The 24,151-nt window shown below is 36.8% G+C and carries 26 protein-coding genes and 1 pseudogene; 16 read left to right on the top strand and 11 right to left on the bottom strand.

From position 1 onward, the window contains the following. The first annotated feature begins 73 nt into the window (after positions 1 to 73). A complete protein-coding gene (locus AC07U8_RS10055; protein ID WP_494737796.1) occupies positions 74 to 1,372 on the top strand; it encodes a hypothetical protein in 1,299 nt (432 codons plus the stop codon). 96 nt (positions 1,373 to 1,468) lie between these two features. Here the strand turns inward: AC07U8_RS10055 and AC07U8_RS10060 are convergent, their stop codons facing one another. The 4 genes from AC07U8_RS10060 to tusD all read right to left on the bottom strand — a co-directional run bounded on the left by AC07U8_RS10060 (position 1,469) and on the right by tusD (position 2,949). Continuing rightward, complete coding sequence (locus tag AC07U8_RS10060) at positions 1,469 to 1,780, bottom strand: TusE/DsrC/DsvC family sulfur relay protein (RefSeq protein WP_004821403.1); 312 nt, start codon at positions 1,778 to 1,780, stop codon at positions 1,469 to 1,471. 101 nt (positions 1,781 to 1,881) lie between these two features. After that, positions 1,882 to 2,166 carry a DsrH/TusB family sulfur metabolism protein gene (locus AC07U8_RS10065; RefSeq protein ID WP_105712710.1) on the bottom strand — a complete coding sequence of 95 codons (285 nt, stop codon included), beginning with the start codon at positions 2,164 to 2,166 and terminating at the stop codon, positions 1,882 to 1,884. A 20-nt stretch (positions 2,167 to 2,186) separates the two neighbouring features. After that, positions 2,187 to 2,537 (bottom strand): hypothetical protein, encoded by a 351-nt coding sequence (locus AC07U8_RS10070; protein ID WP_166782519.1) that lies wholly within the window; start codon positions 2,535 to 2,537, stop codon positions 2,187 to 2,189. Between the two features lie 43 nt (positions 2,538 to 2,580). Further along, a complete protein-coding gene (gene tusD, locus AC07U8_RS10075) occupies positions 2,581 to 2,949 on the bottom strand; it encodes a sulfurtransferase complex subunit TusD (RefSeq protein ID WP_004720599.1) in 369 nt (122 codons plus the stop codon). A gap of 69 nt (positions 2,950 to 3,018) precedes the next feature. Between tusD and AC07U8_RS10080 the strand changes: the two genes are divergently transcribed. Beyond that, entirely contained in the window at positions 3,019 to 4,023 is a 1,005-nt protein-coding gene (locus AC07U8_RS10080; protein WP_004821408.1) for an SDR family NAD(P)-dependent oxidoreductase, read from the top strand. Positions 4,024 to 4,179: 156 nt separating this feature from the next. Beyond that, a complete protein-coding gene (gene fumC, locus AC07U8_RS10085; protein WP_004821410.1) occupies positions 4,180 to 5,574 on the top strand; it encodes a class II fumarate hydratase in 1,395 nt (464 codons plus the stop codon). 164 nt (positions 5,575 to 5,738) lie between these two features. Here the strand turns inward: fumC and AC07U8_RS10090 are convergent, their stop codons facing one another. Further along, positions 5,739 to 6,662, bottom strand: a complete 924-nt coding sequence (locus tag AC07U8_RS10090; protein WP_151802977.1) for a metal-dependent hydrolase — start codon at positions 6,660 to 6,662, stop codon at positions 5,739 to 5,741. A 566-nt stretch (positions 6,663 to 7,228) separates the two neighbouring features. On the opposite strand from AC07U8_RS10090, the gene cpaA reads away from it, so the two are divergent. Next, a complete protein-coding gene (cpaA, locus tag AC07U8_RS10095; protein WP_494737797.1) occupies positions 7,229 to 9,025 on the top strand; it encodes a metalloendopeptidase CpaA in 1,797 nt (598 codons plus the stop codon). Next, the gene (cpaB, locus tag AC07U8_RS10100) at positions 9,025 to 9,732 is read left to right on the top strand and encodes a metalloprotease secretion chaperone CpaB (protein ID WP_494737798.1); all 708 of its coding nucleotides are present in this window, start codon (positions 9,025 to 9,027) and stop codon (positions 9,730 to 9,732) included. The genes cpaA and cpaB overlap by 1 nt, the downstream gene beginning before the upstream one ends. A 128-nt stretch (positions 9,733 to 9,860) precedes the next feature. Here cpaB and AC07U8_RS10105 read toward each other — a convergent pair whose 3' ends face one another. Next, complete coding sequence (locus AC07U8_RS10105; protein ID WP_004821422.1) at positions 9,861 to 10,541, bottom strand: hydrolase; 681 nt, start codon at positions 10,539 to 10,541, stop codon at positions 9,861 to 9,863. Positions 10,542 to 10,670: 129 nt separating this feature from the next. Between AC07U8_RS10105 and AC07U8_RS10110 the strand changes: the two genes are divergently transcribed. From AC07U8_RS10110 to AC07U8_RS10150, 9 genes and pseudogenes are all read left to right on the top strand, one after another. After that, positions 10,671 to 11,567, top strand: a complete 897-nt coding sequence (locus AC07U8_RS10110) for a LysR substrate-binding domain-containing protein (protein WP_494737799.1) — start codon at positions 10,671 to 10,673, stop codon at positions 11,565 to 11,567. 200 nt (positions 11,568 to 11,767) lie between these two features. Then, complete coding sequence (locus AC07U8_RS10115; RefSeq protein ID WP_004821426.1) at positions 11,768 to 12,259, top strand: hypothetical protein; 492 nt, start codon at positions 11,768 to 11,770, stop codon at positions 12,257 to 12,259. An 878-nt stretch (positions 12,260 to 13,137) separates the two neighbouring features. Beyond that, positions 13,138 to 13,740, top strand: coding sequence for a nitroreductase family protein (locus AC07U8_RS10120; protein ID WP_494737800.1), 603 nt, complete (start codon positions 13,138 to 13,140; stop codon positions 13,738 to 13,740). Between the two features lie 65 nt (positions 13,741 to 13,805). After that, a pseudogene (locus AC07U8_RS10125) lies at positions 13,806 to 13,991 on the top strand (AraC family transcriptional regulator); the annotation flags it as partial. A 252-nt stretch (positions 13,992 to 14,243) separates the two neighbouring features. Further along, complete coding sequence (locus AC07U8_RS10130) at positions 14,244 to 14,681, top strand: DUF2946 domain-containing protein (RefSeq protein WP_004720578.1); 438 nt, start codon at positions 14,244 to 14,246, stop codon at positions 14,679 to 14,681. A gap of 135 nt (positions 14,682 to 14,816) precedes the next feature. Beyond that, a complete protein-coding gene (locus AC07U8_RS10135) occupies positions 14,817 to 14,981 on the top strand; it encodes a hypothetical protein (protein WP_252720720.1) in 165 nt (54 codons plus the stop codon). After that, positions 14,972 to 16,408, top strand: a complete 1,437-nt coding sequence (locus tag AC07U8_RS10140) for a cytochrome ubiquinol oxidase subunit I (RefSeq protein ID WP_004720575.1) — start codon at positions 14,972 to 14,974, stop codon at positions 16,406 to 16,408. The genes AC07U8_RS10135 and AC07U8_RS10140 overlap by 10 nt, the downstream gene beginning before the upstream one ends. Beyond that, positions 16,408 to 17,412, top strand: coding sequence for a cytochrome d ubiquinol oxidase subunit II (gene cydB, locus AC07U8_RS10145; RefSeq protein WP_004821432.1), 1,005 nt, complete (start codon positions 16,408 to 16,410; stop codon positions 17,410 to 17,412). Before AC07U8_RS10140 ends, cydB begins: the two co-directional genes overlap by 1 nt. 107 nt (positions 17,413 to 17,519) lie before the next feature. Then, on the top strand, positions 17,520 to 17,627 hold the full coding sequence (locus tag AC07U8_RS10150) for a DUF2474 family protein (RefSeq protein ID WP_004821434.1): 108 nt from the start codon (positions 17,520 to 17,522) through the stop codon (positions 17,625 to 17,627). A 260-nt stretch (positions 17,628 to 17,887) separates the two neighbouring features. On the opposite strand, the gene AC07U8_RS10155 is transcribed toward AC07U8_RS10150, so the two are convergent. From AC07U8_RS10155 to AC07U8_RS10175, 5 genes are read right to left on the bottom strand one after another with little or no spacing between them, the layout of a single operon-like run. Continuing rightward, positions 17,888 to 19,090, bottom strand: a complete 1,203-nt coding sequence (locus AC07U8_RS10155) for a DegT/DnrJ/EryC1/StrS family aminotransferase (RefSeq protein WP_494737801.1) — start codon at positions 19,088 to 19,090, stop codon at positions 17,888 to 17,890. 53 nt (positions 19,091 to 19,143) lie between these two features. Continuing rightward, the gene (locus AC07U8_RS10160) at positions 19,144 to 19,542 is read right to left on the bottom strand and encodes a DMT family transporter (protein WP_004821438.1); all 399 of its coding nucleotides are present in this window, start codon (positions 19,540 to 19,542) and stop codon (positions 19,144 to 19,146) included. Then, the gene (locus AC07U8_RS10165; RefSeq protein ID WP_004821440.1) at positions 19,539 to 19,898 is read right to left on the bottom strand and encodes an EamA family transporter; all 360 of its coding nucleotides are present in this window, start codon (positions 19,896 to 19,898) and stop codon (positions 19,539 to 19,541) included. The genes AC07U8_RS10160 and AC07U8_RS10165 overlap by 4 nt, the downstream gene beginning before the upstream one ends. Further along, a complete protein-coding gene (locus tag AC07U8_RS10170; protein ID WP_096734075.1) occupies positions 19,895 to 20,785 on the bottom strand; it encodes an alpha/beta hydrolase in 891 nt (296 codons plus the stop codon). The genes AC07U8_RS10165 and AC07U8_RS10170 overlap by 4 nt, the downstream gene beginning before the upstream one ends. Beyond that, entirely contained in the window at positions 20,782 to 21,501 is a 720-nt protein-coding gene (locus tag AC07U8_RS10175; RefSeq protein WP_096734076.1) for an MtnX-like HAD-IB family phosphatase, read from the bottom strand. Before AC07U8_RS10175 ends, AC07U8_RS10170 begins: the two co-directional genes overlap by 4 nt. Positions 21,502 to 21,868: 367 nt before the next feature. Between AC07U8_RS10175 and AC07U8_RS10180 the strand changes: the two genes are divergently transcribed. After that, positions 21,869 to 22,624, top strand: a complete 756-nt coding sequence (locus tag AC07U8_RS10180) for a MipA/OmpV family protein (protein WP_419261961.1) — start codon at positions 21,869 to 21,871, stop codon at positions 22,622 to 22,624. 76 nt (positions 22,625 to 22,700) lie between these two features. After that, positions 22,701 to 24,134: an aspartate aminotransferase family protein gene (locus AC07U8_RS10185; RefSeq protein WP_494737802.1), complete on the top strand. Its 1,434-nt coding sequence runs from the start codon at positions 22,701 to 22,703 to the stop codon at positions 24,132 to 24,134. The last annotated feature ends 17 nt before the right edge of the window (positions 24,135 to 24,151 follow it).

The raw sequence follows: 24,151 nt of genomic DNA on the forward strand, positions 1-24,151 counted from the left end.
TTCACTTTTATATACTTATTTAACTGATGCAAAATTTTAATAATTTATAAAATATTTAATATGGAGTAATCGAATGGGAATTGGTTCAAGCCCAACAGTCGGAAGTACCTGTGATACGTGCCTACAGAAGTTTACGATTCATTTTCGAAGATGTGAAGATAACATATATGATGGAAGTTATGGTTTTGATTGGTACAGACCTGAATACTTTAAAAAATTAACCAACTATAGACCGAATGCAGCAACAAAATTTGGAAACAAAGTTGCTTTAGTCAATGGTTCGATACAATCATTAAAAGCGACATATACTCAAGACCAAATTACCAAAATTAGCCCATTTGGCACAGAATATATCCCTGCATGGTTAGCAATGTACCCAAGCTCACAGGAGGATAACAATAGTTCTAACCCTGTCAATCAAGGGGTTAGGCTTATTTTAGAGTTGAGACTATTAGATTCAGAAAATAATTTTTCATTAAAAAATGATGGAACAAAGATTAAGTTTGAAGTTTCAAATCCGAATATTATTATTGAACCAGCAGAGCTCAGTGTCGAAGATTTTATTTACGCCAAAAAAATGACGCGAGATTTAGGCGAAGATACTAAAAGAGAAGAAGAGATTTATTATCTAGCTTCAGAAATAGTGAATATTAAGTGCACAGGTGCTTTGCAAAAACATGAAGAAATCATTGTAACAGCAATAAAAGGAGAGACCCAAGAGAAAGTTGGGAAGCTAATGCTTTATCATAATGCTGTGATTCCTACTATATCGGTTATCTTTGTAGACGTTATAACTGATGGAAAAAAACCAAGCCGTTCACATGATTATGAAAATTTTTTAAAGCATAACTCATTTAACCAAGCTTTAATTAATGTAGAAATAAAAAATGCCCCAACATTTGATTTAAACAAATATCGTAGCAAAGACGATGATGTTAATATATCTTTGAATAAATTAAATATAAATGACACGGGTTATTTTTTAAGTGACTTAACTAAGTTTTATAAAAAATATCAAGATAAAAACTTAGCGACTAAAAATTATGTTTTCGTAACAACTGTAGAGATAAAGAATGCAGTTGGTGCTGGTGGTGACAGCGTTACCTTATTTAACTGTCCTCAAAATATATTTAATCAAGTCGTGGTACATGAATTAGGGCATCGTTTTGGATTAGATCATTTGTTTGAATCACAGAAAATTACAGCCAAAGGATCGAGCTTTCAATTTATACAGGGTACTACAGCTAATTTTTTAGATTATGATCATTCGGATGGCGTTAATTTAAAAAATAAAACTGCAGTCAATCCAAATCAAACACTAAAATATTTTTTTAAATACCAATGGGATTTTCTCAGGAAGAAAGTGAAATAATTTATGCTATCGCCAGTTTAGATATTTACTTGCTATATTGATGGGTTTGATCTGATATTGAACTTAATGAATCAATATTTAATATTTACTGACCGATCACAAACAATTTGCAGGTTTAGGGATACCCGCCAAACGGCTTAAATGGCGGGCAACCAGTCCAGTATTAAACTTATCTTGTAGAACAGCATTATCAATTGCTGGATTGATCGTTTTCATTAAAAATTTAATCAGTGGACGAGTCGCAGGAGAGTGGCCAAACTGGGTATAAAATTGACGTACTGCATGCAACACTTCAAAATGCCATGGGGTCAGTTGTAGATCTAAACTTTGTGCTAACTCTTGGGCAACCTGTTCATTCCAAATGGTGTAATCTACTAAATGACCATCTTGGTCTAACTCAAAGCTCATAAAACCACCTAAACAAAACAACTGAAACAATGTAACTTTTGATCAACAAAACATCAAAGATTGATTTTTAAAAAATCGAAGATAATTGACAACCTAGCCCACTATTTTAAACTGATACAACGGCTAAAGTCTAAAACCAACTGAGCAAATTGTGGGTAAGAAATTGATTTAAAATTTTCAGGAATGGATTCAGATAAAATCTCAGCATCATTTTCAAGAAGATAAAGATTCTGTTTGTTTGTTAAACGCTGATCTGCTGCAAACAGTACCGCATCACCCATTAAAACAATGTGATCATGAGAAACATACAGCTGATCTAACTGATTCAATATATGGTCTGTATGTATAAAAGAAGATTGAATTAAATAAAGCGTTTTATCTGACATTTGAACTTTCCATCCACAGCTTACCAATACAATACATGATCAAAAGACTGAATAAATTCAGCATTCAGTTCTACAAACTCCAACTCTTGTTGTGATTGAGTAACAAAAGTCGAGGATTTATTCATATTTTCTACTAAAACTGGTGTTAAATCATAGAATTCAAAGCTATCGACCAGATTTGAAGCAAGCTTAAATACGTGATTTAATTGGCTAAAAGCCATTTCTGATTTAAGTAGGCTTAATCCAGCGTCTTTAAGTAACACTTTGACTTTACAGCCAAAAGTTGCAAGCACCATGGTTGCTGACAAGCTTTCATGTATCTGCAATGTATTTAAATTTGCTTGAGTTATCACAACGAGCACAGTATTCACACAAATTACCTTTTAAATGCAACACGCTAATGGGATGATCAACTTAGAATTGAATGATACGATCTGTAGATTGAACAGCATCTGCAAGTTCGCCTAAACCCACAAGCTCAAAGCCTTTTGCAAGATTATCGGCTGGAATTTGGTGACGTTTGGCATTCTCTTGATCTGTTATCCCCCGCGCTAATGCAGCACTCACACAGACAGGAAGTCGAATTGAGAGTTTTTGCCATTCTACAGATAAATTACGTTGATCGTCAGGAACCCATTGCAAGTTGTTCGCAACTTGTACACCATCTTGATAAAAGAAAACACGAAATTCTTGATCTTCAGCTTGCAGTGCCTGCGCTAAACCCAATGCATGCCATGCATGGATTGAAGTCGGTGCTGCGGTGATTAGTAATAAAGTACTCATTTGATGGCGATTCACTTGGAGAATGGACAGTTTGCAACATTCAAACTTGATAATGATAGGTAGTATACAATGATTTTAGTGACTGGTGGTTTAGGCTTTATAGGCTCGCATGTGGTTTTAAGTTTGCTAGCTCAAGGGCAAGCGGTCGTCATTGTGGATAATCTAGCCAATGCCAATCTGCAATGCTTAGAGCGCTTAGAATTTATTACAGGAATGTATATTCCCTTTGTCAAAATTGATATTCGTAATACCCCCGCTTTAAATAAAGTATTTGAACAATATTCAATAGATACCGTTGTGCATTGTGCGGGTTTTAAGTCTATTGAAGAGTCAAACCTAAAACCACTTGAATATTATAATGACAATCTCAGTTGTATTATGAGTTTATTGCGCGCGATGCAGCGTACCGGTGTCAGAAATTTGGTACATCTTTCTAGCCTTATGGTTTATGCGCAATCAAGTTTAGAGCTGAATGAACAAACCGCATTTAATTATAGTTACCCTAATCCTTACATAAAATCTCAGCAAATGATTGAAGAAATCATTAAAGACACATTCAAAACTGATGAAGAATGGAAAATTGCCATTTTAAGAGTTTCAAATGTCGTCGGTGCATTTGAGCATGGCGTCTTGGGTGAGTTTGTTGCACCACTACCTAAAAATGTTGTCCCTTTGGCTTTACAAGTTGCAGCTCAACAACGTGATCTAATTGAAGTACAACGTAATTCAGAGACTGCGGATAAAACGACTGAGCGTAGCTTTGTCCATGTTCTTGACGTGTGTGAAGCAATTAAATCAACTATTCTTTGGCTACATGAGCAGGGCAATGTTTATCAAAGTTTTGATATTGCAGGTCCTGTCAGTTCGATACAAAACCTGATCAACTTGATCGAAGAGGTTACAGCGAGTCAAATCCATCAAATTGATGCGGTGTATAAATTAGATGAACTGGATCAGGTTGCATCTACCAGCCAAAAAGCTTTTGAGGTTTTAAAATGGAAAGCACAGCGCTCTCTTAAACAAATGATTGAAGATGAATGGCGTTTTTATCAAAATACCTTAAACAATCGATAAAAATCCAGAATAGATGATTATTGTAAATAATTATCATTTACATGTTTGGTTGATTTGTTTAGCATAATCGCTTCGCTGAAGCTGGTGTTTTTACGCAGATGTTGTCAAAACAAGCTTTAACTTGAAAATAAGATATGGATAAAGAAGAGGTTGAAAATGCAAACACGTATTGAACATGACACAATGGGCGATGTTGAAGTCCCAAGCGAAGCAATGTGGGGCGCACAAACTCAGCGAAGCGTAGAAAACTTTAAAATTGGTACAGAACATATGCCGCGCCCGATGATTCGAGCGATGGGGTTGGTCAAAAAGGCAGCGGCAATAACCAATGCCAGCTTAAACCAAATTCCGCATGATCTGTCACAGTACATTGTCGATGCTGCCGATGAAGTAATTTCAGGCAAATGGGATTCACAATTTCCTTTGGTGGTTTGGCAAACAGGTTCAGGTACGCAAAGTAATATGAACTGTAATGAAGTCATTGCCAATATTGCCAATCAAAAATTAGGTAATCCATTAGGTTCGCAAAAGCCAGTGCATCCGAATGATCATGTCAATCGTGCGCAATCTACCAATGATTCATTTCCAACAGCGATTCATGTGGCTGCTGCGGTACAAATCAATGAATTGCTTATTCCAGCAGTAAAACGCTTACGAGACACTTTGCATCGCAAATCTGAAGCGTTTGACGATATTGTTAAGATTGGTCGTACTCATTTACAGGATGCAACACCACTTACATTAGGTCAGGAATTCAGTGGCTATGTTTCACAGCTGGATCATGGACTAAAACGTTTACAACAGGCTTTGGTGTGGCTCTATGAGTTACCACTAGGTGGAACCGCTGTTGGTACAGGTTTAAATGCGCATCCTGAATATGCAGACAAAGCAGCGGAAGAATTAGCCAAACTGACGGGGTTGCCATTTATCAGTAATCCAAATAAGTTTGAAGCACTTGCTGGTCGTGATGCTGCTGTATTTGCTTCTGGTTCATTGAAAACCTTAGCTGCGAGTTTAAATAAAATTGCCAATGATATACGTTGGTTAGCAAGTGGACCACGTTGTGGTTTGGGCGAGTTGCGTATTCCTGAGAATGAACCTGGTTCAAGCATCATGCCTGGTAAAGTCAACCCAACCCAATGTGAAGCAATGACCATGGTGGTTGCGCAAGTAATGGGGAATGACACCACGATTAATTTTGCAGGTGCAGCGGGGAATTTTGAACTGAATGTTTATATGCCTGTGATTGCATATAATCTTGTTCAGTCGATTCAATTGCTTGGCGATGCATGTAACAGCTTCGACGAACACTGTGCTGTAGGAATTGAGCCAAATCGTGAAAAAATTGATTACTTCTTACATAATTCATTAATGTTAGTAACAGCACTGAATCCTGTGATTGGTTATGAAAATGCAGCTAAAGTTGCTAAAACGGCTTATAAAGAAGATAAGACTTTAAAAGAAGTTGCGATAGAACTTGGTTTTGTCACGGCTGAACAGTTTGATGAAGTGGTACAACCTGAAAAAATGGTACGTCCAAACGCGAAATAATGAGTTGTAAGCGACTATACTTTTGATGATTTATTGAGAAAGCATCAGTCGTTTAAAAAAGCACCTTATGGTGCTTTTTTATTTTGAATTTGGAGGAGTTATAGGACTCGCATTAACCATGTTTCTTCCGAGCTTTATGGTCATTTTTATTATGTGATGACCCTCTAATTGAGCGCCGTTTTCTCAAAATACTGAACAGCGGGTGAACGTGACATATAAGCTAAAGCCTGTTCTGTATCGCCTTCATGAATTGGGTTAAACTTTGGAGAGGTCCAACGTAGAGTGGCTTTCCATAGGTATTTAATGGTCGGTAGGTGATCTGTTTTGGTTGCAGTTTTTTCAAACTCTCGAATAAAAGCAAAGAATCCACGGCGCATTAATTTTTGGATTTGTTGATGTTCAGTATCTTGTTGGCCCAGACTACGAGCAAAATCAACGAGGAAGTAAATAAAAAGCGGAAAAATTCCCATCATAATGATTTGTCTGGAAACATAAAAACCTAGCTTTTGTTGTAATAAATGCTCAAACAAATCATAAGCGACACAACGATGTTCAACTTCTTCCGCAAGATGCCAGCGGAATAAATCAGCCATAGCTGGATCTGCTTTATCCCAAGATTTGCTATCAAGTGTCCATTGCCCAATTGTACCTGTAAAGTGCTCGATCGCTGCAATAACACCTACACGAAAGATTAACCAATATTCGTCAAATTTTTTCCCTTTTAAAAAAGGGATTCCTAATGGTTTGTCACCTAATAGAATGTTGAAAACAAGATGGGCACGATTTAATGGTTCTTGTATGTCATAGCCATTTTCTCTTAAAAAGTCTTGTACTTTTTCATGTGCACGTGCATGTGCAGCTTCTTGACGGACAAAGCCAATAACTTCTTGTTTTAATTTTTCATCGCTAATATGTGGAAGGGTTTTATTAAATACTCGACAAAACCAAAACTCGCCCGCAGGCAAAAGCATATTGATACCATTGGCGATATGTGAACAGAGTGGATCATCTGGCATCCAACATACAGAAGACTCAGAAAAATCGAAATATACTTTTCTTGCTTTAATTTGATGACTTTCCGTGATCATTGTGGTTATCCAACATGAAACTGTTAAGCGATTAAAAGTTTTTACCATTTAGAATAATTAGCGACCATATCCTTTGAGGACACTTTTTTTGTGATTTTTACTCTTTTGAATAGAAAATATTGCTTTAGAAATTTAATATTATTTTTTTAAGTTATTGATATTGTTATTTCTTAATTTAAAAATCCAGAAAATAAAGACGTGAAAATCAATGTGGATTAGATGATATAAAAATAATTTTAATGGGTTGAATCATCTATAGAAATATCAAATTTCTATATTGCAATACTGAGATTTAAACTCAGCGATTATTCAACAAAAAAAGAAGGATAATTCACGAATTATTGATTGGTTTAGATTGATGATTTTACTAAGTTTTATTTTATAAGCTCTACATTGTTTTTGGGTTGTAATATTTACTTTTATTTATATATCAGATATTTGTAATTTAATGAAACCTAGGGTTGCTGTTGGTTTTATCGATTTTATTAACAATTTTTAATTTTATTTTTCAATAAAAATTAATTTATAGTGTCAGCTCAACTTTATAATATTGACTCAGGTATAACATGAATAAAAGAAAAGTTATTACAGTCTTCATTACAAGTGGTATGGTCACTTTTGCCATAGCCGCAACCACACTATCACCAAACCAGAATAACCAGAGTGGAATCATCCCAACAGGCTATGATGATCTGATATTTAGTGTATCCAATGGCAATTGGGTAAAGAATATTTCCTTACCGAATGTAGCAAAAGAAGGTGCCCTAATTACAATTCAATCAACTGCGGGTTATGACAGTGATATTGATTTAAGTAATGTAAATATTGAAAAAAAAGGCGTTCTCACACTAAAGTCTGGAAACAGTTATCGTTTTAAATTTAGTAATGGAAAATGGGAGTTTTATGCGCCTGAAACTGCCAATTTTACGCCTGAAAAAAATGGCAATACCATTCCCGTATTTCAACAATCACAGGCCCAATATGTTGTAAGTGATGCTGCTTGGACTGAGACAATTCATTTACCGCAAACAGGTCAGAATGGCCAGATCCTTGTGGTTAAGTCTAATGCGCTTAAATCCTCCAAAATTAATTCACAAAATGCTTTATTTCCAAGTACATTGGTTGTCAATAAAAATGATGCATATATCTTTCAATATAATCAAGAACTGAGTAAATGGCTTCCACTGTCTGTTCCGACACGTATTATCAACGTGATCAATGGTAATACTGCGGCATTAAATACGGCTTTGCAAAATTTAACTGCAGCTAAAACAGAAATTCGTTTTGCTGATGGGGCGTGGGTGTCTTCATTAAAATTACCGCAAACAGCAAACGATCGAGATCGTATCATTGTTAGCTCAACTGCAAGCTGGCAATCAGTGATTGAAAATGAAAATACCAATACCACCGCAACCCTAAAACTCAATAAGGGCAATCGTTACGAGTTCATTTATATTGCAGATAAATCGTATTGGGTGTTGGCTTCGTCTCCTAAAACCGTATTCACTGCAAACACCGCTGCACAAGGTTTCACATTTAAAACCCCTGTCGTTGAAATAACCGCTGATAATGCGCAATGGGCACCTGTTGTAAATTTGCCAATGGCTCAGTCTGGTGACAAGGTTATTTTATCTAATTCTGCGGATACAGCGTTTACAGTTTCAGGTAGCAACATTAGTGCAAGCTTAAAAAAAGGCGATAAAATCCGTTTGGTATTTAACAATGGGGTTTGGAACACCGATAGCTATCAGATTGATCTATTGCTTGTGAATAGCCCGGTAGTCAATGATAAACTCGGTGCAACTGCTGCAAAAATTCAAGCCCGTGAAGCACTCAGATTAACCAATGAAGCGCTTGAAAACTCGCAAGCAAAAGCCTACTACAAAGAAGTCGGATACTTGGATTATCGAATTCCTGGAACGACACTCGGTGATGCGATTAATTTAGGACGTTCAGATGCCACTGTACAAGCGGAAAGAACCAGAACAGGGGCCGATGCGATATATACCATTACAGATCATTCGGGTTGCGGTCTCGCCTATGTAAATAGCACACCGAGCAAGTACAACATGATCGGATCACATAACTATGGTTGTGGTATTACTGCAATGCGACATGAGTTAGGGCATAACATGGGACTCGGACATAGTTTTGATCGAACTACAGGTTATAACTGGGGATTCGGTCATCCTTTAGGTAGTACCATTATGGGTGGAAATCAAATTGGCTTATATTCAAGCCCAAATATCTATAGTCCTGAATATGGTGTGCGTTTAGGTGAAACTGACAAATTTGATGGCTTAAGAAAAATTAATGAGAATGTTGAAGCCATTTCAAAATTTTTAGTGGCGGTTAATCCATAATGAATAAACGGATATATCTCATTATTTCCGTTGTTTTAACTGTTTTGGTGGTTTCTTTGTTGGCTTGGTTCATCTCAGGTCAACAGGAGACAGCTGATACAGCTAAAGCGATTGCGTCTAAACAAAATGAACAAATCGATCAAGTGAATTCACCGAAGCTAAATACAAATCTAACCGAAACACAAGTATTGCAACGTATAAAAGACAGCCATGCTCGCCGTAAACTTGTAACGCTGGATGAAGACAAATTACGTGCAGGAATTTTCAATCAACAGATGTTCAATTTGAGTACTGTTGATACCGTGTCTATGCATAATCCTGTTCCTTTGACAGATGCACAAAAAAAAGATGGGCGAATATTTCTGAGGAATGATCTATATACCTTAGAGGCGAAGAATACCGGCGATCAAATCGTATTTAATGTGCCAGGCTATGGTTTAAACAGACAGGCCGTTATAGAACGTATAGAGGTAGATCCAGATGAAGATATTGTCAGTTGGTCAGGCTCTCTAGAAGGAGGAGATCAAAATAATGAGAAGTTTCATATTACTCAAACGATTAAAGACAATTTTACCATGGGTACGATTACAGCAGATGGTAAAACCTATGCCATTTTGATGAAAAATGGCTATGGATGGGTCAATGACGTTGCCAATGAATCTGCCGCACTTGAGGCAGCGGAAAAGGAGACGGATCATGTACATTAATTTTTTAATCTAAAGACATGATTTATTCTCTAAACTTGAAGTAGCAACAAAATGAAAATAGTCATTACTGCGTCATAACAAAGATTTAGACACCTCGAAAGGTGTCTAAAATCATCATTGATTTAAAATTATTTACGCACTGAATCAAGTACTTCTTTGTTTGTCACAACTTCTTGTGCTTTTGAATAACTTTCAATCAGTAATTGATAAGCAGGGAAGATTTGAGTGTACACTTGAGCCCATTCAGCAGCATCTTCACGGTTCCAAGTTTGTTGAATTTCTGAAGCAACCGCCGCTGTATCCATCGGTACCGCACCTGCTTGAACCACACGTGCTAAGGTAATTTCTTGTGCCATTTTGCTATATGTACCTGATGCATCAACCACAACAAAAACTTTATAGCCATCAGCAATTGCACTAATCGCTGGAAAAGCCATACACACGCTGGTAATCGTACCCGCAATAATCAGGGTCTTTTTACCTGTTGCTTTAACCGCTTCAACGAATTCTTGATTATGCCAAGCATTAATTTCGCCTTTACGTGCGACATATTTTGCATGGGGCGCATTTGCGTGTATTTCAGGAATCAGTGGGCCATTGGGGCCTTGAGGAACTGAGGCCGTGGTAATGACAGGCATGTTTGATAATGATGCTATTTTAGCTAAGGCTGCTGCGCGTTGGCGTAGTTCTGTCATTGGCATATCAGCAACGGTTTGAAATAAACCACTTTGATGATCAATTAACAGCATAACGGAATCATTTACATCAATCACTGGGGCTTGGCCATTAAAATTAGCTGGAGTAGACATTTTATATATCCTTAGTTAAGCAATCATTTGCTGTTTTTAATACTAACAGTAGGACAAATATTGAATTATGCTATTTATATGACATATTGTCTTATATAAAGAACAGTTGCGATATTTAAGGGGGATATGATGAAAGACTTAAATGACCTGTATTATTTTACCAAAGTGATTGAATATGGCGGCTTTTCAGCTGCAAGTAATGCGTTGGGTGTGACCAAATCATTGTTAAGTCGAAGAGTTGCGGAATTGGAAAACCGTTTAGGAGTAAAACTTCTCAATCGAACCACCAAAAGAATTTCGATTACAGATGTCGGGAACATATATTTACAACACTGTAAAGCAATGCTTGTGGAAGCTGAATCAGCTGATGAGGCAATTGCACTGTTAAGCGCAGAGCCGACTGGAATTGTAAAAATTTCTTGTCCTACAAATTTATTGCATATTAATGTCAGTAAAATGTTGAATAAGTTTTTAGCGCGTTATCCGAAAGTTAAATTACATGTGGGAGCGACAAATAGAAAGGTAGACTTGTTTAATGAACGTTATGACGTTGCAATTCGGATCAGACCCTTACCTTTAAAAGATAGTGATTTGATTGTACGTAGCCTATCCATTTCAAAACAATTTATTGTCGCAAGCCCTGATTTGTTGAATCAACATTTCTTGATTAAAACACCAGAAGAATTAACAAGATTGCCTATTTTAATGATGGAGTCTTTGTCCTTTGAATATCATTGGAATCTTTATAATTCTAATAATGAACTATATGTGGTTAAGGATGAGCCGAGGCTAACGACTACAGATTTAAGTGCATTGCATTTAGCGACTTTAGATGGCTTGGGAATTGCAAAACTACCTGAATTAATTATTGCTGAAGACTTAAAAGCGGGCAGACTGGTTAAAGTGATTCCTGAGTGGGAACCGATGCCAGAGCTTATTCATTTGGCCTATACTTCTAGAAGAGGCCTATTACCATCGGTAAAAGCTTTAATCGAGTTTTTGGTCACTGAGTTTGATCAAGTTTAGTTCTTTACAAGAATCAGCTTTATTCACCCACCAATATCTTTGATCGACAACAGGTGAATACTGCAATTGGCATTGAATAAACTGTCATAATTGTTAGAATGCATTTCTTTCGCTGTTTTCATGTTATTTTTATTTTGTATTTAGGCTGCAAGATGACCAATAACGTTATAGTAAACAGTATTTTAATTAAGGATTTTTTAATGTTATCAATTTATTTAACAGATGTTCAGGAAAATGTGCAGTTTAAAGATTACCCTGGTGAGCACCCTGTTAAATTTATTTTAAATTTCAAAAAGATTTTTCCAAGTGTAATGGAAATTTTACTCCCAGTACTTCCTGATGATGAAGACTTGGATAAAATGACTTGGGAATCTACAACTGAAGATTTTGAGATTTTTAAGAAACTCCTTACAGGTTGGGGTGTGATTGAGTTACGTTTACAAGCGATTAGCCAATATAAGAATAAAAATTTCGCAGACCAACTGCTTAAACAAGCTCAAGCCAAACGTAAAGAATTTGCAAAAAAGCAGCAACAATTGTCTACGGTTGAACTGGACTACTTATTTATGCATGAAACACATGCATTGATTGACGCTGAATTGGTTGAGTTAGGTGAAAAATTCTATTTACCTACTTTGCGAGATATTTGGAAAAATACTGTACCTGCCAAAGTGTTGAATGCTAATTTCTAGTCAAACATAAGCAATAGATTGAAATAATCAAATTCAAGTATAAAAGGCAGTTTTAAACTGCCTTTTATTTTTTATTCATCTGTTTAAGTTTTTTAAATTGTAGGCCCAAGCGTATAAAACATAAAAAATAGAATAAATATTGAACTGATGATACTTAATATATTTAAAACTTTCATTTTTTAACCAATTGCGATATCTAAATTTTGAGTGGAAACATTTTTAATGCTTAGATTTTATTCGGCAGTTGTTTAAGCATGATGACAATGATTTAAATGAGATCATTCATTTAGCAAGTCTTTATGATTTAATTTTAAATGCTGGTACTTCTTATTCAATCTTCTTTATTACGCGTTTGTAGGATAAAACTTCTGATTGTTGATTGATGGATGGTATATGTCGTGATTTCTATATCTAGGAGTTGCTTAGGGTCTGTTGACAATTCGTCTATGTTTGCGACTACGTGTGTTTTTTAGGCGATACTAGGCTCGAAATACGAAATTTAGTCATTCTAAATGAGTAGTTCGTAACGACGTAGCGGCAAAAAACACACAAGTCCCGAAGGGTTGTGGCTAAAATTATCTCAGCCTACGTTATGAAACTCGAAAATAGTCTCGCTATTCTCTTCGTTTCCTGCCTTGTCTGCTCAATTTTAACCTACAACGCAAGCCATTTATGAAATGTCAACAGACCCTTATATTTCTGCTAATTCAGTTTTGCTTAGAAACATATGACAAAAGTAGATATTTCTAGCAAGTTTTTTTATGCTGTAATACTTTTGGTTTTAATCAATTCATACTTGTTATGATTTTTTAAAATATCTTGATAATCTTTTTTAAAGTATCGGATTTCCCCGGGGATATATCCAAGGATATTCAGCAATGTCGAATAATTTTTTAGATTTAATTCATAAACGCCGTACAATTTATGCGATTGGACGTCATGTTAATCAATCTCCTGAGCATCTTACTGATTTGATTCAGCAAGCGATCAAACAAAGCCCATCTTCTTTTAACTCGCAATCATCTCGTGCAGTGATCTTGTTTAATGCTGAACATGAGAAGTTCTGGAACTTTGTAAAAGTTCAACTCAAAGCCTATGCCAAAGATGAAGCAAGTGCCTTAAAAACAGAGACTAAAATAGACAGTTTTATCGCAGGCTTTGGTACCGTTCTTTTCTTTGAAGATTTAGATGTGATCCAAAACTTACAAGAAAAATTTCCAGCTTATGCAGAAAACTTTCCGATTTGGGCTGAACACTCTACAGCAATCGCACAATTTTCAACGTGGACAACCTTAAATAGCGAGGGTATTGGTGCATCCTTACAGCACTACAATCCAATTGTCGATAAACAAGTCCATGCGGAATGGGATATACCCAAAACTTGGAAACTTCGTGCACAGTTGGTGTTTGGTTCAATTGAAGCGGAGGCTGCTGAAAAAGCCTATATCGATGATGCTGTGCGTTTTAAAGTGTTTAAATAATAGTTTTATTTTCTCTAGCTTCTTGGCTTGCTCAGCCAAGAAGTTTTGCTATTGAAAATGCTAATCAATCCATTGATCTGATTATGCAAAGTGTCGGTTATCTAGACCCAAGTTCTTTTCGCAGATTGTTTAGAAAGAAAACCGGCTTAACACCCTTAGAATATCGTTGTAGATTCAGTCGTCGAGTATCAGCTTTTCAATTGAATTTAGCTCGAAAGTTGAGCTGGTGCTATTTACTCACTAAAAGCTGAGGCGACGATGGATGCTTTTTTAAGTTTTATTGATCATTGCTATATAATAAACAAATCATTAAAAAAGAAAACGATTTCCAAAAAAGTGCTAAAGAGGCTTTGATTTAAAATTTAAATGTACTATAGTAAAACTAGAAAAGTTGAGTGATATGCTTGGTTTTTATGCAGTTGATTCTTTATTTCAAATTAAAGATCTACAGTTAAAAGCAAACTTATACTTTTTTCTATCTCTCTCAATATGAGCAATCAATTGTGTTAAGAAGCAGTGGTCTGTTGCTGGCATTTGCGACAGTATTTTTACAGCTTGCGGTTTTTTTACAGCCGTTATTACCTGAGCAGTATCAAATTGCTCCGGTCTGTGAAGACATCACTCAAGCTTTATTGCGACCAACACATGCACATCTTCATCATGAGCAAGAATCTAGTTTTATTCATCACTATTTGCATTTAGATCAAGCCCAGCAAGCAAGCAGCTCAAGTCATGATCATCATGACATTAACCACCAGTGCCAGTATTGTGTGGTATATGGCAATTTAGTGATGCCACCAGAAATTGGCGTAAAAGAAATCCTAGTGCGTATTCAAGTACGTTTAATGGCTTATGTTGAAAACTTTCAGCATGTCTATTTTCAATTACAACGCCTGTTTCTGATTCCTCAAGGGCGAGCCCCACCTGTAGTCTTTGCATAACACATTCACCGATCCATAGGTTTAGCATTTTTAAATAAAGGCTTTAAAGCCATGCGATCGTATTTCGAATTTATTGTGTAGAGAATGATCATGATTTTTCAAAATTTCCTCGATTTGCAGGAAAGCAGCCTTTGCATGCTATTTTTAGTATTGTTTAAAAATACAGCAAAAAGAAAACAACAGATTGTACTGAATGTTCAGGCGTATGCTGAGCTTGTACAACAAAAAATGTTTATCAATGTATTCAAAACTCAATCTTTACCAACTTTACCAATGAATAAGGTGATGTCATGGATCTAGGATTAACTGCTTTAGAATTGGCGCGTATTCAGTTTGCTTTTACTGTTTCTTTCCATATTATTTTTCCTTCAATTTCTATCGGGCTTGCAAGCTTTTTAGCTGTACTTGAATGGCGCTGGCTAAAAACTCAAAATCCTGTTTACCAAGATTTATTTAAATTCTGGGTAAAAATTTTTGCTGTCGCTTTTGGGATGGGCGTGGTTTCTGGTGTGGTGATGAGTTATCAGTTTGGAACAAACTGGAGTGAATTTTCACGTGTTGCAGGCTCGGTAACTGGTCCATTACTGGCTTATGAAGTGCTGAGTGCATTTTTCTTAGAAGCTGGTTTCCTTGGCATTATGCTCTTTGGTTGGGGGCGAGTAGGTCCTCGGGCGCATTTCTTTGCAACGGCTATGGTGGCCATTGGTACCTGTATTTCAATGTTTTGGATTTTATCTTCAAACAGTTGGATGCAAACACCACAAGGCTTTAGCATCGAAAATGGGATTATCGTGCCGCAAGATTGGTTTGCAATTGTGTTTAACCCCTCATTTCCTTACCGTTTAGCCCATATGGCTGCAGCAGCATTCCTTGTTTCAGCCTTACTGGTGGCTGCAACTGCTGCTTGGCATTTATTAAAAGGACGCCGTGACGCATTAATCAAAAAATCGTTTTCTATGGCATTGTGGATGATTCTGGTCCTTGCACCATTACAGGTTCTGATTGGTGATAATCACGGTCTAAATACCTTAAAACATCAGCCTGCTAAACTTGCAGCGATTGAAGGGCATTGGGAAACCAACAAAGGTGAGGGCATGCCGCTATATCTGTTTGGTATTCCTGATATGCAGGCAGAAGAAACCAAATATGCTATCGGTATTCCAAATCTTGGCAGCTTAATCATGACCCATACGCTGGATGGTGAGGTAAAAGGCTTAAAAGAGTTTGCACCTGAAGATCGTCCTAATTCTACCGTGGTGTTCTGGAGTTTTAGAATCATGGTTGGAATGGGCATGCTGATGATTCTACTTGCCGTGATGGCATTGTTTCTACGCAAAGGCGGCAAGCTTTATGAAAACAAATGGTTACACCGTTTTGCTTTTGCTATGGGACCTTCAGGATTTATTGCATTGCTCGCAGGCTGGTTTACCACAGAGGTTGGTCGTCAGCCGTGGGTGGTATATGGTGTGATGCGAACCAAAGATGCTTTATCTCCAGTATCTGCGGAACAAGTTGGTCTCACTTTGATTATTTTCGTTGTGGTGTATTGCATCGTATTTGGCATAGGCATTTACTATATGTTGAAATTGATGCACAAAGGTCCACAATTTATCTACGCCACACCAGAAAGCGTAGCGCATAGTGAAGAAGCGGTTATTTTGGCCTCTAAACGTCCATTGACGAGTGTTGAAGATAGCGTTGATTCCAATGAACAGGAGCGTAAATAATGATTGATTTATCTCTGATTTGGATTGTCATTATCGCCATTGGTGTATTCATTTATGTGGTACTAGATGGTTTTGATTTAGGGATTGGGATTTTATTTCCCTTTGTTAAGGATCAACACGAACGTGATGTGATGATGAACACCGTTGCACCTGTTTGGGATGGTAATGAAACCTGGATGGTACTGGGCGGTGCAGCATTATATGCAGCGTTTCCAATGGTCTATGCCACTGTATTATCCGCGTTATATATGCCAGTTATCCTTATGGTGATTGCTTTAATTTTCCGTGGTGTGGCTTTTGAGTTTCGTTTTAAAGCCAATCGAACCAAGCATTTATGGGACAAAGCATTTATTGGTGGTTCAATTCTTGCTAGCTTTTTCCAAGGGATGATTCTTGGTGCATATATCCAAGGGATTAAAGTTGAAAATCATATGTATGCAGGTGGTGGTTTAGACTGGTTATCGCCGTTTACTGTGTTTACAGGTATTGGTGTCGTTGTGCTTTATGCAGCATTGGGTTGTGGATGGTTAATTTTTAAAACTGAACTTGATTTACAAGATCGTATGTATCAGTTGATGCCTAAATTAATCGTTGCTTTGTTTGTTATCTTTGGGGCAGTCAGTATTTATACCCCGATGGCGCATCCTGAAATTGCAGCACGCTGGTTTAGCCAACCACAATTGATGTATTTTAGTCCTGTACCAATATTGGTGGTGCTGTTTACTTTCCTTGTGCTTCGCGCATGTAAAAAGCGTTATGAACTAAGCCCATTCCTTTATACCTTGGCTTTGGTTTTCCTTGCTTATACTGGGTTTATCATCAGTTTGTGGCCTTATGTGATTCCGCCATCAGTGACTATCTGGGAAGCTGCTGCGCCACAGAGCAGTCAATTGTTTGCTTTAATTGGCGCATTGATTTTAATTCCAATTATTTTGATCTATACCGGGCTTTCATATTGGGTGTTCCGAGACAAAGTTCGAATTGGTGATGAAGGTTATCACTAAACTTAAACGTAGCATCTTTAGTCTTTTGGCTTGAGTAAAAAATAGCCTAAGCAAGATTAAACATGCAGCAGGGTAAAAATTTAAAGCTTTAAATGAGGTAAGCAAGTATGAAACTATCTCAAACACAATGGTTTGTCGTGTTATGGCTAGGTGGATTTCTAACATTGGCGATTATTGCTGGTTTTTTTAGAATGTTGATTCAATTGGCCTACTAAGGTTTTACTGAATAAAAAATGAGGAACTATGTTCCTCATTTTTAATTTAATTTTTTGTTTTAGCGAATGGACAATAAAAATAATCTGTATATAAGCGGCTTCTAACAAATTAATAAATTTTTTTCATCAATCAAAAAATGATCATCTTTGATTAAATCAGGCCAAGGGTGAAAATGGTTTGGTTTTTATTGAATGGGTTATATGACGTGACAAAGGTAAATTGTTTTTTTAAATAGATGTTACTCAGATTGGGCTTAATTCTATGTGGTTAGAATTTTTTCTAGTACTTTAAAAATAATTTGAAAATCATCCTCCTCTAACCAAGCTGAATTACTAATGGTAAAACTTTGTGCTGCGAAGCGCGTGGCATTTGGCGTATCGGCATGTATATGCGATAACGCTGGATAGTGGGAAATTGAACGTACAAAAAGTTTGGTTATGCCTAAACCTGAGCACCAAAGTTCATCTAATATTTTTTGACATAATCTTTCGTTTTCTACAAAACAAATCAAAAAGGGAAAAGTTGCCTGAGTATTTATCTGTTCATCAAATATATGTAAGTTTGGCAATAATCTTAATTGTAAGATACGCTTTTTAGCTCGCTGTCTTGCTTGTTGCCAATGTAGTGGAAGGCGTGTACTGGCATGTGCTGCAACTTGACTGCGCCATTTTCCAAGTTGATGAATAGGGATACTGTCTAGATCAAAGTTATCACCTACAGCTGTGATTTCATCATGGTTTTCTAGCGCCTTACGCAAAGGTTTGCCATAGAGCCATGTTAAAGTTTCAGGACGATAAAGCAAACTATACGCCATCAACTCCAAACAACGTTTCAGCTCCCATTGCTTGAGCATAGGTAATGTTAAGGAACTCTCATAAAGTTGCTGGTTGATTTCTAGATCCCGACTAAACAATACACCTCCTTCAGCACTGGTTAGTCCTTTGCCAAAAGCCAGACTAAAAAATGCAATATCTCCAATTAGCCCTACGCTTTGATAATGGGTTTTAGCACCCATAGATTGAGCAGCATCTTCAATGATAAAGGTCTGATAATGCCGGGCAATTTCTTGGACTAAGCTAAAATCATAAACCAGACCAGCAAAATGAGTCACCACAATTGCCAAGGTATTTGCATTGGTTAATTGTTGTAGTTGTTGAATCTCAAAATTTAAGCTATTGGTTTCTATGTCACATAGAACGGGCGTTAATCCTATTTTCTCAATCGCCAGTGCCACCAACGGACATGTCCATGCTGGAATAATGACTTGTTTACGTTGTGGCTGTCTTTTTTCTAGCGTTTGCAAGGCAAGAATTAGAGCAACTGTACCTGAGCAAGTTAAACTCGGTTGAGGAATGTTGAGTAAATTGCTTAGATATGTAGATAGATCTGTTTGACGAGCAGAAGGAAACAGATCTCTAAAATTAATCGTGAGGCCATTGGTCGGTGGGATTTCTTTTTTCATATTTAGATGTCGTAAGTCATATTCCCATGTTTTGGTTCAAATAGGGTGTGGTTTTACTTCAGTACTTCATTGGTTGAAAGATGTTGTTTTGACTCATCTTTTGCTAAGAAAAGTACACCAATTAAAATCAGTGTTGCGCCTAGTACTTTTGCAAAGGTGAGTGGTTCATTAAACAACCATATAGACAGAAGCGTGACGCTAATCAACTCCAAATGTGATGCAGCAAAGGCAGGTCCAACAGGTGCATGTTTGAGTAAAGTCATCCATGTAAAAAAGGCCCCGATATAGCCAATAATTGCCCCATAAATCCAATAATGACTCAAGATACGGATTAACCAAGCCATATCATAAGTCAGTGGCATTGCATGGATGGACGCAAATTTAAAACTGATTTGGGCCAAGGTGTCAAAAGACATTAATATGATAAAACCGATGATATAAAATAGCTTCATGTGCCTAATCCCACAACAGTGACACCTAAACTAATTAAGATGACACCGATCAGTCGATTACGTGTGAGCTTTTCATTAAAAAATAAACGTCCAGCGATAAGAATGACAACGATATTGATACTGCCTAACATCACACCATCAGACAATGGGACTAAGGAAAGGAAAATAAGCCAAGTGAAAAACTCAATGATATAACTGGTGATACCAATCCAAATCCAGGGGCGTATTGCCATTGCTTTCCAATGTGCAATGCCATCATGTTGAGTATTTTCTGACGCTGCTGCCTTAAAAGCCAGTTGACCGACAGTATCAATGACAATAGTTAGAAACCAGACAGCAGCAATAGCTAAATTCACGCAGGTTCACCATGTTTTAAATTCGCTTCAACAGTGCTTATTTCAGCTGACTTTTCTACAGGGTTGGAAATAACAGCCAATTGTTGATGTTGCTTGATGAAATTTAATGATGCTTCAATGACTTGTTTACGATCGTTATCAATCGTGATCATATGGTAGCTTTCGTAAAGCCAAATTAATTGTTTTTGGCCCGATACTTTGTCATAGATCAACTGACTATTTTTTTTATCCGCAATATCATCATGAAATGCATGTAAACAAAGCGTCGGAGCGGTAACTTTATATAAATTTTTACCAACATTTTTGGACAAGCGTTGCATCTGATAAAGTGAATGCCAAGGATTACCTGGCAATCCAGCTTTACTACTATCATCACTTTTCATGGCTTCTAGAATACGCATACGCAATTGTTGGTTTTTAATGCCGTAAGGCTCAGTTTCATCAAAGGCACTATTTTTAAAAATATTTAAATGCGAAACGATGGGTAAAACGATAGGGGCGAGTATTTTTGACCATCGTGGAATACTCCAACCATCAAATTTAAATGTTGGGCTATAACAAATCACTCCAGCAACTGGATGTTCTGAAGCATATTTAAGTGCCAATAACGAGCCCATAGATAATCCAATGACAAATATTTCATCAGTATGCTTTTTTAATTCTTCAGCAGCTTGGCAAATACTTGTATACCAGTCTTCCCATTTGGTTTGGACCAAGTCTTGCATTGTTCCGCAATGTCCTGCGAGCTGTACGGCTAAGACACTATAACCCATTTGCTGACAGGGCTTTGCCACACTACGCATTTCATTAGGTGTGCCTGTTAAACCATGGATCAGTAGTACACCAGTACGACTTCCATTCATGAAGAATGAGTTATCTTTAATCATGCAAGCACCATAATCGTTGGATCAAGTTCAAAATCACTCATCAGTAACTTTTCTAAAGGTTGATGAATTTCTGTAATATTTTTAAAAGGCGTATATAAAATTTGTTTTTCGCGGCAATGTTCAATCAGGGATTTTTTTGCAAAGACATAATTTGCACTTTCGGCAAGACAAAAATCTGAACGACCATCGCCAATTAAAATAATATTTGCCTGATGATTCATCTCAGCAATTTTGCATTTACAGGTGCCACTTGCACTTTTACAGGCTAAATTGGTATTTGGAAATTCTAATCGCCATTGGTATTCATTTACTTGAACCAAATGATTCGCGATAACTGGAAGATGCCCAAGATTATACTTAGATAAAATATATTGAATCACCAGATCTAAACCATCGCTAACAATGGTCAGCGGTATGTTATGTAAGGCGCTTAATTGCACTAGATTTAAAAAACCAGCATCAATTTCTATTTGATCTAAACATTGATAAAACGCTTGTTGATTCATATGCAATAAAGCGATTTGTTGTTGCATACATTGCTTTGAGCCAATCAATCCTTGTTCCCATTGCTGCTCAATGGCTTGCCATCCATCTAGGGCAAAAGTTTCCAATAAATGATCAGTTGTATCATTTAAACTAATAGTCCCATCAAAATCACATAATATATGCCAAAGGTTTTGTGAGGTCGTATTCTGTTGCGGGCTTATCAGGAACATAATAAGTTTTACCACTGTTATTTTAATAAACTTGTCACATAAATTAATTTTCGATTCTTAATTAAATCTTATGGGAAATTAGTGGCAAAAAGATGACGTTGCTGTATTGTAAAAAAGTGTAATTTATTAAAATTATTTAATTTATTAAAAATGAATAGCTTATTTTTTTATAATCTTAAATTAAATGAATTTATAATTCATATTTTTAAATGAATTAAGTTTCGGGTCACAAAACAAAACAATGTTAATGGAATTTTACTTTTTTTTAAGATTCGCATAAGAAAGCAAATTCATATTTAGCCCACATCGCAAATATGCTGATTTCAGATTTGAAGTCATTATAAAAATGCGTTGAATGGACCGAAATATGAATAATCATTTAAAACCCATAAAACTTGCGCCGATTATCGGAATACTACTTAGTTCATCCTATGTATATGCAAATGATGATCAGCCTGCAGCTTTAAGTATTGGTGCAAATTACACTGTCGATTTTCAGCCATATAAAGGAAAACGTACCTATCAGAGCTTATTACCTACAGCTTTCTATGATAACGGTTGCGTTTATTTAGAAGGCGATGAAGCCGGTGTTTATCTTTTAAATGATGATCACAATGAACTGCGGTTAAATGCTGCATACGATGGCAGCAGTTATGACCCGAGTGGGGAGCTGACTGGACTACAACGCCGTAAATGGTCAGTCATGGCGGGTGGTAGTTATATGCGAATAACACCATTTGGGGGTTTTAAGGCCCAGATTGGAACAGACGTACTTTCTCGAAGTAAGGGCACGATTGCCACAGTATCTTATCTGGCCGAAATCAGTCGTGGTAAATGGTCTTTTTATCCTGAAATCGGCGTGCAATGGAACAATGCTAAATATAACCAATATTACTATGGCGTAAGTTCATTAGAAGCCCAACGCACAGGTATCAGTTCTTATCAACCCAGCTCAAGCTTTCATCCTTTTTTAGGGATGGCAGCTGATTACCAGATTTCAAAAGATTGGAGTGCTTTTGGCACTTTAAACGTCGATTTTCTTTCAAAGGAACAAACAAATAGTCCAATGATTGACCGACGTACAGATATTTATCCATCCATCGGCATCAAATATAAATTTTGAATGTAACTCATTTCTCCACTCAGATTTTGTTTCAAAACAAAACTGAATCAATTAAAAGCTCGAAAAAGGTAACAACATGAATATCAAAGAAAACCATCTTTTTTCAGAAGGTCAGGCCATGACAAAACGTGAACCATTAGATGAAGCACAACTCTTGGCGGATGAAGCCAAATATTGTTCATATGGCGATACCGTGCATTATGTCAATCCGCCTAATATTTTTACAGATTGTCGAGGTAGCTATGTTTATAATGACCAAGGCACGCCATTTCTTGATCTTCAAATGTGGTATTCAGCAGTTAATTTTGGTTATAAAAACCCACGCCTAGACCAAGCATTAATTAATCAAATTCATACCTTACCTCAAATTGCCAGCCAATATTTACACCCAACTAAAATTGAATTGAGCAAAGTCATTGCCGAAGATATGTTGAAAAAGACCGGCGAAAAGGGACGTATTCACTATAATGTTGGTGGATCACAAGCGATCGAAGATTCATTGAAATTGGTGCGAAATTTCTGTCATGGTAAAAGCCGTATGTTTGCTTTTGAAGGCGGCTATCATGGTCGAACTTTAGGGGCTTCTTCAATTACCTCAAGCTATCGCTATCGCCGTCGTTATGGTCATTTTGGTGAACGTGCTCAATTTATCCCTTTCCCATATCCTTTTAGACGTCCTAAAGGGATGACAGCTGAAGAGTATGCAGTAAAACTTGTGGCTGAGTTTAAACGCTTATTTGAAAATGAATATCATGGTGTTTGGGATCCTAAAGTTCGCGAAAGTGAATTTGCCGCTTTCTATATTGAAACGATTCAAGGAACAGGTGGTTATGTCATTCCACCTATGAATTTTTATCCAGAGTTAAAAAAAGTTTTAGATGAGCATGGGATTTTATTGGTTGTTGATGAAATCCAAATGGGCTTTTATCGTACTGGTAAATTGTGGTCATTTGAACATTTCGGTATTACCCCAGATGTATTGGTATTTGGTAAAGCTCTGACCAATGGTTTAAATCCACTTGCAGGCGTTTGGGCAAAAGAAGAAATCATTAATCCTGAAGTTTTCCCTGTTGGATCAACGCACTCGACTTTTGCATCAAATCCATTGGGTACGGCGGTGGGGCTTGAAGTCATGAAAATGCTGGCCGAGAAAGATTATGAAAAACAAATTATGGAAAGTGGTGCATATTTCCTTGAAGGCTTAAAAGATCTACAAAAATGCCATCCTGAAATTGGTGATGTTGATGGGTTAGGCTTAGCTTTACGTGCAGAAATATGTCAAGTGGATGGCTTTACTCCAAATAAAGCATTATTGGACAAAATGGTAGATATTGGTCTTTCAGGTACTTTGGAGTATCAAGGTGAAAAATGTGGTCTAGTCTTAGATGTGGGCGGCTATTACAAAAATGTGATTACATTTGCGCCCAACTTGGAAATCTCACGTGCTGAAATTGATCAAGCAATGGTTTTATTAGAGCAGTTATTATTACGTGCTAAAAAAGAGCTGTGATTCAGTAGGTTGAATTT

This window comes from Acinetobacter sp. GW821-FHT01E09 (genome assembly GCF_059422385.1).